15 protein-coding genes and 1 riboswitch are annotated in these 13,913 nt (G+C 58.8%); of the genes, 11 read left to right on the top strand and 4 right to left on the bottom strand.

The window, feature by feature from the left end:
- Nucleotides 1-50: 50 nt before the first annotated feature.
- Both DEO48_RS22165 and bioA read right to left on the bottom strand, forming a co-directional pair.
- The gene (locus tag DEO48_RS22165) at nt 51-527 is read right to left on the bottom strand and encodes a kinase inhibitor (RefSeq protein ID WP_109846294.1); all 477 of its coding nucleotides are present in this window, start codon (nt 525-527) and stop codon (nt 51-53) included.
- Nucleotides 528-575: 48 nt separating this feature from the next.
- Nucleotides 576-1,865, bottom strand: coding sequence for an adenosylmethionine--8-amino-7-oxononanoate transaminase (gene bioA, locus DEO48_RS22170; RefSeq protein ID WP_375232175.1), 1,290 nt, complete (start codon nt 1,863-1,865; stop codon nt 576-578).
- A gap of 86 nt (nt 1,866-1,951) precedes the next feature.
- Between bioA and bioB the strand changes: the two genes are divergently transcribed.
- From bioB to bioD, 4 genes are read left to right on the top strand one after another with little or no spacing between them, the layout of a single operon-like run.
- On the top strand, nt 1,952-2,992 hold the full coding sequence (gene bioB, locus DEO48_RS22175) for a biotin synthase BioB (RefSeq protein ID WP_033144975.1): 1,041 nt from the start codon (nt 1,952-1,954) through the stop codon (nt 2,990-2,992).
- Complete coding sequence (gene bioF, locus DEO48_RS22180; RefSeq protein ID WP_109846296.1) at nt 2,989-4,146, top strand: 8-amino-7-oxononanoate synthase; 1,158 nt, start codon at nt 2,989-2,991, stop codon at nt 4,144-4,146. The genes bioB and bioF overlap by 4 nt, the downstream gene beginning before the upstream one ends.
- Nucleotides 4,130-4,885: a malonyl-ACP O-methyltransferase BioC gene (gene bioC / locus DEO48_RS22185; RefSeq protein ID WP_109846297.1), complete on the top strand. Its 756-nt coding sequence runs from the start codon at nt 4,130-4,132 to the stop codon at nt 4,883-4,885. Before bioF ends, bioC begins: the two co-directional genes overlap by 17 nt.
- Entirely contained in the window at nt 4,878-5,579 is a 702-nt protein-coding gene (gene bioD / locus DEO48_RS22190; RefSeq protein ID WP_181367042.1) for a dethiobiotin synthase, read from the top strand. Before bioC ends, bioD begins: the two co-directional genes overlap by 8 nt.
- On the opposite strand, the gene DEO48_RS22195 is transcribed toward bioD, so the two are convergent.
- Entirely contained in the window at nt 5,542-6,264 is a 723-nt protein-coding gene (locus tag DEO48_RS22195) for an ABC transporter ATP-binding protein (RefSeq protein ID WP_109846299.1), read from the bottom strand. The genes bioD and DEO48_RS22195 overlap by 38 nt on opposite strands.
- 752 nt (nt 6,265-7,016) lie before the next feature.
- Here DEO48_RS22195 and uvrB point away from each other — a divergent pair.
- Nucleotides 7,017-9,032: an excinuclease ABC subunit UvrB gene (gene uvrB, locus DEO48_RS22200; RefSeq protein WP_109846300.1), complete on the top strand. Its 2,016-nt coding sequence runs from the start codon at nt 7,017-7,019 to the stop codon at nt 9,030-9,032.
- 72 nt (nt 9,033-9,104) lie between these two features.
- On the opposite strand, the gene yvcK is transcribed toward uvrB, so the two are convergent.
- A complete protein-coding gene (gene yvcK / locus DEO48_RS22205) occupies nt 9,105-10,013 on the bottom strand; it encodes a uridine diphosphate-N-acetylglucosamine-binding protein YvcK (protein ID WP_023310851.1) in 909 nt (302 codons plus the stop codon).
- A 225-nt stretch (nt 10,014-10,238) separates the two neighbouring features.
- Nucleotides 10,239-10,372, top strand: a riboswitch (molybdenum cofactor riboswitch).
- Between yvcK and moaA the strand changes: the two genes are divergently transcribed.
- From moaA to DEO48_RS22235, 6 genes are all read left to right on the top strand, one after another.
- Nucleotides 10,360-11,349, top strand: a complete 990-nt coding sequence (gene moaA / locus DEO48_RS22210; protein ID WP_109846301.1) for a GTP 3',8-cyclase MoaA — start codon at nt 10,360-10,362, stop codon at nt 11,347-11,349. (Overlaps the previous riboswitch by 13 nt.)
- A 24-nt stretch (nt 11,350-11,373) precedes the next feature.
- The gene (gene moaB / locus DEO48_RS22215) at nt 11,374-11,886 is read left to right on the top strand and encodes a molybdenum cofactor biosynthesis protein B (RefSeq protein ID WP_047648328.1); all 513 of its coding nucleotides are present in this window, start codon (nt 11,374-11,376) and stop codon (nt 11,884-11,886) included.
- Nucleotides 11,887-11,889: 3 nt separating this feature from the next.
- Nucleotides 11,890-12,375, top strand: coding sequence for a cyclic pyranopterin monophosphate synthase MoaC (gene moaC / locus DEO48_RS22220; RefSeq protein WP_109846302.1), 486 nt, complete (start codon nt 11,890-11,892; stop codon nt 12,373-12,375).
- On the top strand, nt 12,368-12,613 hold the full coding sequence (moaD, locus tag DEO48_RS22225) for a molybdopterin synthase sulfur carrier subunit (RefSeq protein ID WP_023310854.1): 246 nt from the start codon (nt 12,368-12,370) through the stop codon (nt 12,611-12,613). Before moaC ends, moaD begins: the two co-directional genes overlap by 8 nt.
- Before the next feature lies 1 nt (nt 12,614).
- Nucleotides 12,615-13,067 (top strand): molybdopterin synthase catalytic subunit MoaE, encoded by a 453-nt coding sequence (moaE, locus tag DEO48_RS22230; protein WP_029742165.1) that lies wholly within the window; start codon nt 12,615-12,617, stop codon nt 13,065-13,067.
- Nucleotides 13,068-13,131: 64 nt separating this feature from the next.
- Nucleotides 13,132-13,839, top strand: a complete 708-nt coding sequence (locus tag DEO48_RS22235; RefSeq protein WP_109846303.1) for a Bax inhibitor-1/YccA family protein — start codon at nt 13,132-13,134, stop codon at nt 13,837-13,839.
- Nucleotides 13,840-13,913: the final 74 nt, after the last annotated feature.

Below are 13,913 nucleotides of genomic sequence, written 5' to 3' on the forward strand. Positions count from 1 at the left end.
CTCCCTCTCCCTGTGGGAGAGGGCCGGGGTGAGGGCATCAGCCCGCACTATTATGAATACATCGCCGTAATCGACGCGCTGCCCAGCGAATGGAAATGCACGTTAAACCCCACCATCGCGCCGCTCGCCCCTTCATCGACCTCAATCTTCTCCACATCCAGCGCGTGCACCGTGAAGATATAGCGGTGGGTTTCCCCTTTTGGCGGCGCCGCGCCGCCGTAGCCCGCTTTACCAAAATCAGTGCGCGTCTGAATGGCGCCTTCAGGCAGGGCAACCAGGTCTGAACCGGAACCCTGCGGCAGGACGCGCGTGTCGGCAGACAGGTTCGCCACAATCCAGTGCCACCAGCCGGAGCCGGTAGGCGCATCCGGGTCGTAGCAGGTCACGACAAAGCTTTTGGTTCCGGCCGGAACCTCGTCCCACGCCAGGTGCGGGGAGATGTTGTCTCCCTGATACCCCATGCCGTTGAATACGTGGCGTTCCGGTAGTTTTTCACCGTCGCGCAGATCTTTACTGATGATTTTCATACGGTTTACCCTCGTTGATCGCTCGTTCAGCAAGTGTAATGCATAGGGTTATATCGTGAAATGCGCGGGAATGTTAACGGCTGTTACAACCGCGTCGGTTAATTTACGCAGCTGCTCTGGCGTAATGCTGTACGGCGGCATCAGGTAGATAAGCTTGCCGAAAGGCCGCACCCAGACGCCCTGGTCCACAAAGAAGCGCTGCAGCGCCGCCATATTCACCGGATGGGTGGTTTCAATCACGCCGATGGCGCCCAGCACGCGCACATCTGCCACGAAATTCGCATCCGAGGCGGCGCTCAGCTCCTCTTTCAGCTGCGCCTCAATCGCCGCAACCTGCGTCTGCCACTCGCCGCTCTCCAGAATGGCGAGGCTTTCGCTTGCGACGGCGCAGGCCAGCGGGTTGCCCATAAACGTCGGGCCATGCATAAAGCAGCCCGCCTCGCCGTCGCTGATGGTGTCGGCAACCTGACGGGTCGTGAGCGTGGCGGAGAGCGTCATGGTGCCGCCGGTCAGCGCTTTACCCAGACACAGAATATCCGGCGCAATGCCTGCATGCTCGCAGGCAAACAGCCTGCCGGTGCGGCCAAAGCCGGTGGCGATCTCATCGGCAATCAGCAGAATGCCCTCGCGGTCGCACATCTTGCGAATACGCCTCAGCCATTCCGGATGGTACATCCGCATTCCGCCTGCGCCCTGCACAATCGGCTCCAGGATCACGGCGGCGATTTCATGGCGATGCGCCGCCATCAGCCGCGCGAAGCCGACCATGTCCATCTCGTTCCACTCGCCGTCGAAACGGCTCTGCGGGGCCGGGGCGAACAGGTTTTCCGGCAGATAGCCTTTCCACAGGCTGTGCATCGAGTTGTCCGGATCGCACACCGACATCGCCCCGAAGGTATCCCCGTGATAGCCGTTGCGGAAGGTGAGGAAGCGCTGGCGCGTTTCACCCTTCGCGTGCCAGTACTGCAGCGCCATTTTCATCGCCACTTCCACCGCCACGGAGCCGGAATCGGCCAGGAACACGCACTCCAGCGATTCAGGCGTCATCGCCACCAGGCGACGGCATAAATCCACCGCAGGCTGATGGGTGATTCCGCCAAACATCACGTGCGACATCTGGTCAATCTGGGCCTTCATCGCCGCATTCAGACGCGGGTGGTTGTACCCGTGAATGGCCGCCCACCACGAAGACATCCCGTCAACGAGCTGTTCGCCGCTGGCGAGGTGCAGCTCGCAGCCGTGGGCCGAGGCCACCGGATAAACGGGAAGAGGGCGGGTAGTGGAGGTGTAAGGGTGCCAGATATGCTGCTTGTCGAAGGCGAGATCGTCCTGGGTCATAATCGACTTGTAAACCATTTTGAAAAGTTTTAGGTTTACGAGTATAAACCGAACCGAAAATTAACAAAACCCTTTGGAGAAGCCCGATGGCTCACCACGCACGCTGGACGATGTCGCAAGTCACTGAATTATTCAACAAACCTTTCCTTGAGCTGATGTTCGAAGCCCAACAGGTGCATCGTCAGCACTTCGATCCGCGCCATGTTCAGGTCAGCACGCTGCTATCGATCAAAACCGGTGCCTGTCCTGAAGACTGCAAATATTGCCCGCAGAGCGCGCGCTACAAAACCGGCCTGGAGTCCGAACGGCTGATGGAAGTAGAGCAGGTGCTCGACTCCGCCCGCAAGGCGAAAAACGCCGGCTCGACCCGCTTCTGCATGGGCGCGGCGTGGAAAAACCCGCACGACCGCGACATGCCGTATCTGGAGCAGATGGTGAAGGGCGTGAAGGAGATGGGCCTCGAAGCTTGTATGACGCTCGGCACGCTGAACGAGGAGCAGGCGCAGCGCCTCTCCGCCGCAGGGCTGGATTACTACAACCATAACCTCGACACCTCGCCGGAATTTTACGGCAACATCATCACCACGCGGACCTATCAGGAGCGTCTGGACACGCTGGATAAAGTGCGTGACGCGGGGATCAAGGTCTGCTCGGGCGGTATTGTCGGCTTAGGCGAAACGGTGAAAGACCGCGCGGGCCTGCTGCTGCAGCTGGCAAACCTGCCGACCCCGCCGGAAAGCGTGCCGATCAACATGCTGGTAAAGGTTAAGGGAACGCCGCTGGCGGATAACGACGACGTGGATGCGTTTGATTTTATTCGCACCATCGCCGTGGCGCGCATCATGATGCCGACCTCTTTCGTGCGCCTCTCAGCCGGTCGCGAGCAGATGAACGAGCAGACCCAGGCGATGTGCTTTATGGCCGGAGCCAACTCCATCTTCTACGGCTGCAAGCTGCTGACCACGCCGAACCCGGAAGAGGACAAAGACGTTCAGCTGTTCCGCAAGCTGGGGCTTAACCCGCATCAGACCGAGGTGCTGACGGGCGATAACGAGCAACAGCAGCAGCTGGAGCAGCAGATTTTCAACGCCGACACCGACCAGTTCTACAACGCGGCAGCCGTATGACCTGGCAGGCACGCATTAATACCGCGCTGGACGAACGCCGGGCGGCAGAGGCATTTCGCGTTCGCAGGGTGGTGGAAAACGGCGCGGGCCGTTTTCTTACCCGCGAGGGGAGGCAGTTTTGTAATTTCTCCAGCAACGACTATCTCGGGCTGAGCCAGCATCCGTCCATCATCCGCGCCTGGCAGCAGGGTGCGGAGCGGTTTGGCGTGGGCAGCGGCGGCTCGGGACACGTTAGCGGCTACACCACCGCGCATCAGGCGCTGGAAGAGGCGCTTGCCGACTGGCTCGGCTACCCGCGCGCGCTGCTGTTTATCTCCGGCTTTGCCGCCAACCAGGCGGTCATTACCGCCCTGATGGGAAAAGAGGACCGGATTGTCGCCGACCGCCTGAGCCACGCCTCGCTGCTGGAGGCGGCAAATTTAAGCCCGGCGCAGCTGCGCCGTTTTGCCCATAACGATGCGGGGCAACTCGCCGCGCTGCTGGATAAACCCTGCGACGGACAGCAGCTGGCGGTCACCGAAGGCGTGTTCAGCATGGACGGCGACAGCGCGCCGCTTGCCGCGCTGCACGAGGCCGCAAAACGGCAAAACGCCTGGCTGCTGGTTGACGATGCCCACGGCATTGGCGTAATGGGTGACGAAGGTCGCGGCAGCGCGCATCAGCAAAACGTAAAGCCGGAGCTGCTGATCGTCACCTTCGGCAAAGGCTTTGGCGTCAGCGGCGCCGCCGTGCTGTGCAGCGAGTCCGTCGCCGACTATCTGCTGCAGTTTGCCCGGCACCTGATCTACAGCACCAGCATGCCTCCGGCGCAGGCCGTGGCGCTGTCTGCGTCGCTGGCGGTGATCCGCAGCGCAGAAGGGGATGAACGTCGCCAGCGGCTGGCAGAGCATATCTCCCGCTTCCGCAAGGGGCTAGCGGCGCTGCCCTTCCACAGCCCCGATTCGCAAAGCGCCATCCAGCCGGTGATTGTCGGCGAAAACGGCCGCGCGCTGGCGCTGGCACAGGCGCTGCGCGAGCGCGGCATGTGGGTTACAGCCATTCGCCCGCCAACGGTCCCGCCGGGTACCGCGCGGCTGCGTTTAACCCTGACGGCGGCGCATGACGCTCGGGATATCCAGACGCTGCTGGAGGCGCTCCATGACGCCGGTGAATAAGCAGGCCGTCGCGGCGGCATTTGGCCGGGCCGCGCAGAGCTATTCGCAGCACGATGAGCTGCAGCGTCAGAGCGCGCAGGGGCTTCTGGTCGCGCTTGGCGACAACCGCTTTCCGCAGGTGCTGGACGCCGGCTGTGGTCCCGGCGGCAACAGCCGCTACTGGCGCGGGGCGGGAAGCCAGGTCACGGCTATCGACCTCTCAGAGCAGATGCTCGACGAGGCGCGTCAGCGAAAGGCAGCGGATCGCTATCTGCTGGCGGATATCGAGGCGATCCCGCTGGCGGATGCGCAGTTCGATCTGGTCTGGAGTCATCTGGCGGTTCAGTGGTGCAGCAGCCTGCCGCAGGCCTTACGCGAGCTTTATCGCGTGGCGCGACCGGGCGGGAAGGTGGCCTTTACCACCCTGCTGGAAAGTTCGCTGCCGGAGCTGAACCAGGCGTGGAAAGCGGTGGATGAGCAGCCGCACGCTAACCGCTTTTTATCGCAAGAGCAGGTGACGCAGGCGCTGGCAGGCTGGCGCTATCGCAGCACGGTGCAGACCATCACCCTCAATTTTAGGGATGCGTTGAGCGCGATGCGCTCGCTGAAGGGCATCGGGGCCACGCACCTGCACGCCGGGCGGGAGAAAAAACCGCTGACCCGGGGACAGCTGCAGCGTCTGGAGCTGGCCTGGCCGCAGCAGCGGGGACATTTCCCGCTCTCTTATCAACTTTTTCATGGGATTATCGAACGTGAGTGAACGTTATTTTGTCACCGGAACGGATACGGAAGTGGGAAAAACGGTGGCCAGCTCGGCGCTGCTGCAGGCGGCGCGAAAGCTTGGGAAAAACACCGCCGGATATAAGCCGGTTGCTTCCGGCAGCGAGATGACGGCGGAAGGATTACGCAATACCGACGCGCTGGCGATCCAGCGTAACAGCACGCGTGAGCTTGCCTATTCAGCGGTGAATCCGTACACCTTTGCCGAGCCGACCTCGCCGCACATCATCAGCGCTGACGAAGGTCGTCCGATTGATTTCACCGTGCTGTCAGCCGGGTTACGGGCGCTGGAAAGCCAGGCCGACTGGGTGCTGGTGGAAGGTGCAGGCGGCTGGTTTACGCCGCTTTCGGACACGCAGACGTTTGCTGACTGGGTGCAGGCCGAGCAGCTTCCCGTCATTCTGGTCGTCGGCGTCAGGCTGGGCTGCATCAATCACGCCATGTTGACCGCGCAGGCCGTCCAGCAGGCCGGGCTGCGTCTGGCGGGCTGGATAGCCAACGACGTGGTTGCGCCGGGGAAACGACACCAGGAGTATCTGGCGACGCTCAGGCGCGTACTTCCCGCCCCGTGCCTCGGGGAAATTCCCTGGCTTGCTGACGGCGTGGAAAATGCCGACACCGGGCGTTATCTCGATCTCAGCGTCTTGCTTCCCGCGACATCCAGTGCGCGATAAGCTCGTCATCCAGCTCGTTAACGTGGCCCTGCGCCACGTTACGCCCGCGATAGAGCATGCAGAAACGGTCCGCAACCCGGCGGATAAACGACAGCTGCTGCTCCGCTAATAGCACCGTCATACCTAACTCCCGGTTTAAGCGCACCAGCAGCTGCCCCAGCTTCTGGGCGAAGCTGTGTCCTGCGCCGTGCAGGGGCTCATCGAGGATCAGCAGGTGCGGACGGTTCACCAGCGCATTAGCCAGCGCCAGCTGGTACTGGTCGTCCGGAGAGAGCGTGTTCGCACGGGCCTGACGCAATGCGTAGAGCGCCGGAAACAGGTCGTAAACGTCACTTTTCGCCTCCGGGGTGGGTTTCCCCATCGCCCGCATGGCGATATGCAGATTCTCCTCAATCGTTAACTGGGAGAAGATCCGCCTGTCCTGCGGGACATAGCCTATCCCCGGTCCTGAGCGCTGTTCTGGCGGCAGGTTAAGCAAGTCGCGCGGCGGCGCGCCCGCCTCATGCCAGATGATGCTGCCGCTTTCAACGGGCACTCTCCCGGCGATGCAATTCATGAGGGTGGTTTTCCCCATCCCCGGCAGGCCAACGACGCCTGTACACATCCCTTGTGGAAAATCCAAATTCACGTTCCATAGCGTATGTTGGCTTCCGTAAAACTGATTCACAGCACGCAGACTCAACATCTTTTTCTCCTTAAAAATGTGTGTAGGTGAGGCTCATGTTTGAATCTGCAAAACCCCTGCCAGAAACCGAAAAGTGTTCAAAAAAACGGCTTTTTTAGGAATAAGTCACCAGATAGGGGCTGTGAAAAAAGGGAATTGCACATCGACGGTGCTGGAGGTGGTGAGTTGTGGTGCAGAACCCGAAATGATGAAAATGTGAGCAAGATCCCATCGGTTGGTTATGAATGACGCAACTGTTAATCATCAAAAAATAGCTATAAAAATTTTTTACTGCCGTCTCGTGGGAAAAACCGGGAATTTGCCGAGCGCCAGTCTGCATGGGCTGGAAGCAGTTATCCACTATTCCTGTGGATAACCATGTGCATTAGAGTTAGAAAACACGCGATAAGCGAGAGAAGACGCGGCTTACGCCCAAATTGGCGCTAAACGCGGCTTTAGAAAATATCGTTTATTATTTAATTGCTTAGATAAAAGCAATTCCCGTCATTAAAGTGTCACCCGTTGCCACAAAACTATCATTACCTGGCTTGACAAATGTTAAAAAAGAAAAAGTTCTGGGGATAACCTGACCTGACTGGTGTTTTATATTGTCACAGTCCAAATTTTGGCCGCTATCGCGCTAATCATTCAGGCGCTATGCTAAATATCCTGACATGCTACTGGTTTTTCATCCAGTGTTTTTTACTGGCATTCCTGGCAACAACGAGTAAAATTACTCACCTGCCGCTTATAACGTCATCAGGTTGTCGCCCATGAGTAAACCGTTCAAATTAAATTCTGCTTTCCGTCCATCTGGCGATCAGCCTGAGGCGATCCGTCGTCTGGAAGAGGGGCTGGAAGACGGGCTGGCGCACCAGACGCTGCTGGGGGTAACCGGCTCGGGTAAAACGTTCACCATCGCCAACGTGATTGCGGATCTCCAGCGCCCAACGATGGTGCTGGCACCCAACAAAACCCTGGCCGCGCAGCTTTACGGCGAGATGAAAGAGTTCTTCCCGGAAAACGCGGTGGAGTATTTCGTCTCCTACTACGATTACTACCAGCCTGAAGCCTACGTACCGAGCTCTGACACCTTCATCGAGAAGGATGCCTCGGTGAACGAACACATCGAGCAGATGCGTCTGTCGGCCACGAAGGCGCTTCTGGAGCGTCGCGATGTGGTCGTCGTCGCGTCGGTTTCCGCGATCTACGGTCTGGGCGATCCCGATCTCTATCTCAAGATGATGCTGCACCTGACGCAGGGGATGATCATCGACCAGCGCGCGATCGTTCGCCGTCTGGCGGAGCTGCAGTATGCCCGTAACGATCAGGCGTTCCAGCGCGGCACCTTCCGCGTACGCGGTGAGGTGATCGACATCTTCCCGGCGGAATCGGACGATATGGCGCTGCGCGTCGAGCTGTTTGACGAAGAGGTTGAACGCCTGTCGCTCTTCGACCCGCTGACCGGACACATTGAATCAGTGATCCAGCGCTTCACCATCTACCCGAAAACGCACTACGTGACGCCGCGCGAGCGTATCGTGCAGGCGATGGAAGAGATCAAAGTGGAGCTGGCCGAGCGCCGTAAAGTGCTGCTGGCGAACAATAAGCTGCTGGAAGAGCAGCGCCTGAGCCAGCGTACCCAGTTTGACCTTGAGATGATGAACGAGCTGGGCTACTGCTCCGGCATTGAAAACTACTCGCGCTTCCTCTCCGGGCGCGGGCCGGGCGAGCCGCCGCCGACGCTGTTTGATTACCTGCCGGCAGACGGTTTGCTGGTGATCGACGAATCCCACGTCACGATCCCGCAGATCGGCGGGATGTACCGCGGTGACCGGGCGCGTAAAGAGACGCTGGTGGAGTACGGCTTCCGCCTGCCGTCGGCGCTGGATAACCGTCCGATGAAGTTTGAAGAATTTGAGGCATTAGCGCCGCAAACCATTTACGTCTCGGCCACGCCGGGCAACTACGAGCTGGAGAAATCCGGTGAAGACGTTGTCGATCAGGTTGTGCGCCCGACCGGTCTGCTCGACCCGATTATCGAGGTGCGTCCGGTGGCTACGCAGGTGGACGATCTGCTCTCTGAAATTCGCGCCCGTTCCGCCATCAACGAGCGCGTGCTGGTGACCACGCTCACCAAGCGTATGGCGGAAGACCTCACCGAGTATCTCGAAGAGCACGGCGAGAAGGTGCGCTATCTGCATTCGGATATCGACACCGTGGAGCGCATGGAGATTATCCGCGATCTGCGTCTGGGTGAGTTTGACGTGCTGGTGGGGATCAACCTGCTGCGAGAAGGTCTGGATATGCCGGAAGTCTCGCTGGTGGCGATTCTGGATGCGGACAAAGAGGGTTTCCTGCGTTCCGAGCGTTCGCTGATCCAGACCATTGGCCGCGCCGCGCGTAACGTCAACGGGAAAGCGATTCTGTACGGTGACAAAATCACCCCGTCGATGGCGAAAGCGATTGGCGAAACGGAGCGCCGCCGCGAGAAACAGCAGCGCTACAACGAAGAGCACGGCATCACGCCGCAGGGGCTGAACAAGAAGGTCGTGGATATTCTGGCGCTGGGTCAGAACATTGCCAAAACCAAAGCGAAGGGTCGCGGCAAGGCGCGTTCAGTGGTGGAAGAGGATACCGTCGTGCTGACGCCGAAAGCGCTGCAGCAGAAAATCCACGAGCTGGAAGGGCAGATGATGCAGCACGCGCAGAACCTGGAGTTCGAAGAGGCGGCGCAGATCCGCGACCAGCTACATCAGCTGCGGGATCTGTTTATCGCGGCATCGTGAGTAAAGCGTTGTTTTCTCCCTCTCCCTGTGGGAGAGGGCCGGGGTGAGGGCATCAGGCCGCACAAAACGAACCTAACCCAGCGCCTGAATCGCCTTCTCCAGCGCCTCGCGCAGCAGGTGACGGTCATGGCGATACTTAATGTCACTCGCTTCCAGCGGCTCCTGCACCACCACGCGGTCGCCAATACCCGACACATCCACCTTCGGCCCGACCACGACGCCGTCGATAATTTTTTTACCGACGTACTGCTCCATTAATTCAAGTTTATCTGCCAGCGACAGGCTCGCCGCCGCCGGACTAAGTTCACGTCCCAGGTTACCGATGTAAACCATCGGGGCAGGGGTGCGGCGCAGCGCCTGCGCCAGCTCTTTCACCAGTAGAATTGGCATCAGGCTGGTATAAAAACTGCCTGGACCGATCAGGATAAGATCCGCTTCCCCGATGGCCTCCACCGCTTCTCGCGTGGCGGGCACGCTCGGATAGGTCATTAACTCCGTGGGTGGCAGAATGAGCTGGTCAATATTCACCTCGCCGTAAACTTCATGCCCTTCAGCGTCGATGGCCATCAAGTCTACCGGTTGTTCTGACATGGGGATCAGGAATGCGTCCACTTTGAGCAGATTACGGATTAAATTAATGGCTTCCAGAGGCCTTACGCTCAGGTGATCGAGCGCCTTTAACATCAAATTTCCGAGGTTATGTCCGGAAAGTTCGCCATTACCGCCAAAACGGTACTCAAACATCGCCGACGCGACGCTCGGCTCGGTAATTAACTGGTTCAGGCAGTTGCGCATGTCTCCCCAGGCAATGCCGCCTTCGGCACGTCGAATGCGCCCGGTTGAGCCGCCGTTGTCGGTGGTAGTTACTATCCCTGTCAGCCTTGAGCCGAGTGACGATAAAGAGGACATAACCCGGCCTAAGCCGTGTCCTCCGCCAAGAGCGACCACTCGGTCAAGATCCGCAAAAGTGCGATTGCGCATACGTATTCCTTATCACGTTCGATCGCGTAACAGTAACCTAACTACCCCTAAAAGACGATGCCTCACCCGATGCAAAATGACGTATATCAATGTGAAAATGCGGTTTTTAGGTATTCTGTAGCGAAAATGCAGGATTGATTCGCTATATACACAACTATATAGCGAAAGGCGATAATGGCGTCGTGAGAATTTCCGCGCTACTATCGCCCTAACCACGTTTTCAAAATTGAAAACATACACTCTAGCCCTTGTGCCTGTGTCGAAAGATATGGCGCTCTGGCCGTGGCGAGTTTGCCACCAGGGTACAGAAAGAAATGACTGTGCCTCCCGATCTGGAAAGGTGTACATGGCTTCACAACTTACTGATGCTTTCGCGCGTAAGTTTTATTACTTACGTCTGTCGATTACCGATGTGTGCAACTTCCGTTGCACCTACTGCCTGCCCGATGGCTACAAACCGGGCAGCGTCACCAATAACGGCTTTCTCTCCGTGGATGAAGTGCGCCGCGTCACGCGCGCCTTCTCTGAGCTCGGCACCGAAAAAGTGCGTCTGACCGGCGGCGAACCCTCTCTGCGCCGCGATTTCCCCGACATCATTGCCGCCGTGCGTGAAAACGAACGCATCCGCCAGATTGCCGTGACCACCAACGGTTACCGCATGGCGCGTGACGTGGCGAACTGGCGCGATGCGGGGCTGACGGCGATCAACGTCAGCGTCGATAGCCTTGACGCCCGTCAGTTCCACTCCATTACCGGCCAGGATAAATTTCAGCTGGTCATGGACGGCATCGACGCCGCGTTCACGGCGGGCTTCGAAAAAGTCAAAGTCAACACGGTACTGATGCGTGATGTGAACCACCATCAGCTGGACACCTTCCTGGCGTGGATCCAATCCCGCCCCATTCAGCTGCGTTTTATCGAGCTGATGGAAACCGGCGAGGGCAGCGAACTGTTCCGTCGCCATCACATCTCCGGCATGGTGCTGCGCGACGAGCTGCTGAAACGCGGCTGGATCCACCAGATCCGCCAGCGCAGCGACGGCCCGGCGCAGGTCTTCTGTCACCCGGATTATGAGGGTGAGATTGGGCTTATCATGCCCTATGAGAAAGACTTCTGCGCCAGCTGCAACCGCCTGCGCGTCTCCTCCGTTGGCAAGCTCCATCTTTGCCTGTTCGGCGACGGCGGCGTGGACCTTCGCGATCTGCTGGAAGATGATGCGCAGCAGGGCGCGCTTGAAGCACGCATTTCTGACGCGCTGACGCATAAAAAACAGACCCACTTCCTGCATCAGGGCAATACCGGTATTACTCAGAACCTGTCTTATATCGGCGGGTAATCAGGCTTAAGAAGGAATCAGAAGATGAGTCAGGTAAGCGCAGAATTTATCCCGACACGCATTGCTATCCTTACCGTTTCCGACCGCCGGGGCGAAGAGGATGATACCTCCGGCCACTGGCTGCGCGAGGCAGCCCATGACGCGGGGCATCACATCGTCGATAAAGCGATCGTGAAGGAGAACCGCTACGCCATTCGCGCTCAGGTTTCGCAGTGGATTGCCAGCGATGAGGTGCAGGTGGTGCTGATCACCGGCGGCACCGGCTTTACCACAGGCGATCAGGCCCCTGAAGCGCTGATCCCGCTGTTCGACCGCGAGGTGGAAGGCTTCGGCGAAGTGTTCCGCATGCTCTCCTTTGAAGAGATTGGTACCTCCACGCTCCAGTCGCGCGCCGTTGCCGGGGTGGCTAACAAAACCCTGATTTTCGCTATGCCGGGCTCGACCAAAGCCTGCCGCACCGCGTGGGAAAACATCATCGCCCCGCAGCTGGACGCCCGTACCCGTCCGTGTAATTTCCATCCCCATTTAAAGAAATAAGCTATGTCACAACTGACCCACATTAACGCCGCCGGCGAAGCGCATATGGTGGACGTCTCGGCCAAAGCGGAAACGATGCGCGAGGCGCGCGCGGAAGCGTTCGTCACCATGCTGCCGGAGACCCTGGCGATGATTATCGACGGCAGCCATCACAAGGGCGACGTCTTTGCCACCGCCCGCATCGCCGGTATTCAGGCCGCCAAACGGACCTGGGATCTCATTCCGCTGTGCCATCCGCTGATGCTGAGCAAGGTGGAAGTGAACCTGCAGGCACAGCCGGAGCATAATCGCGTGCGCATTGAGTCACTTTGCCGCTTAACCGGCAAAACCGGCGTGGAGATGGAGGCGCTGACGGCGGCCTCAGTTGCCGCGCTGACCATCTACGATATGTGCAAAGCGGTGCAGAAAGATATGGTGATTGGCCCGGTTCGCCTGCTGGCAAAAAGCGGCGGCAAATCCGGTGATTTTAAGGTGGACAGCCATGATTAAGGTGCTCTTTTTTGCGCAGGTGCGCGAGCTGGTGAATACCGATAGCCTGACGCTGGACGCGTCCTTCGAAAACGTTGCGGCCCTGCGCGCGCATCTGGCGGCACAAAGCGACCGCTGGGCGCTGGCGCTGGACGAAGGCAAGCTGCTGGCCGCCGTTAACCAGACGCTGGTGGAGTTCACCCATCCGCTGAACGCAGGGGATGAAGTGGCCTTCTTCCCGCCGGTTACGGGAGGCTAAGATGGCTGAAACCCGAATTCTGGTGAGCCCCGAGCGTTTTAACGTGGGGACAGAGTACAGCTGGCTGGCGGAACGCGATGAAGACGGCGCGGTCGTCACCTTCACCGGCAAGGTGCGCAACCACAATCTCGGTGACAGCGTGAAGGCACTGACGCTGGAGCACTATCCGGGGATGACCGAGAAATCGCTGGCGGAGATTGTCGACGAGGCACGGGGCCGCTGGCCGCTTGGCCGCGTCACGGTTATTCACCGCATCGGCGAGATGTGGCCTGGCGAAGAGATTGTCTTCGTCGGGGTGACCAGCGCGCACCGCAGCAGCGCGTTTGCGGCAGGGGAGTTCATTATGGATTACCTCAAAACCAAAGCGCCGTTCTGGAAGCGCGAAGCCACACCGGAAGGTGACCGCTGGGTAGAATCTCGCGACAGCGATAAACAAGCCGCCAGCCGTTGGTAGTCGGTTTACGTGGATGTGTTAATCTTAACTTGTGTGTCTACTTAATCTTAATCAGGAGTGAATCATGGACCGATTTCCGCGTTCCGATTCAATAGTACAGCAGACCCGTAGCGGCCTGCAGACGTATATGGCTCAGGTGTACGGCTGGATGACGGTTGGCCTGCTGCTTACCGCGTTTATCGCGTGGTATGCGGCGAACACGCCTGAACTGATGATGTTTATCTTCTCCAGCAAAATTACCTTCTTTGGGCTGATTATCGCGCAGCTGGCGCTGGTATTTGTGCTTTCTGGTCTGGTGCAAAAGCTCAGTGCCGGAATGGCAACCACGCTGTTTATGCTCTATTCGGCGCTAACGGGGCTGACGCTTTCCAGCATTTTCATCGTCTACACCTACTCCTCCATCGCCAGCACGTTTGTGGTCACCGGCGGGATGTTCGGTGCGATGAGTCTCTACGGTTACACCACGAAGCGCGATCTGAGCGGCTTCGGCAGCATGCTGTTTATGGGGCTGATTGGGATTGTGCTGGCGTCACTGGTGAACCTGTGGCTGAAGAGCGACGCGCTGATGTGGGCCGTGACCTACATCGGGGTGGTGATCTTCGTTGGGTTGACGGCGTATGACACCCAGAAACTGAAAAACATCGGCGAGCAGATCGACGTACGCGACAGTTCACACCTGCGCAAATACGCGATTCTGGGCGCGCTGACGCTGTATCTGGACTTCATCAACCTGTTCCTGATGCTGCTGCGGATTTTAGGCAATCGTCGCTAAGGTTGTTTTGCCGGGTGGCGGTGCGGTCTGGTGCCCTCACCCTGACCCTCTCCCACGGGAGAGGGAACAAACAC

It is taken from the genome of Enterobacter sp. CGMCC 5087 (assembly GCF_003144775.1).
GTDB classification, from domain to species: domain Bacteria; phylum Pseudomonadota; class Gammaproteobacteria; order Enterobacterales; family Enterobacteriaceae; genus Enterobacter; species Enterobacter cloacae_M.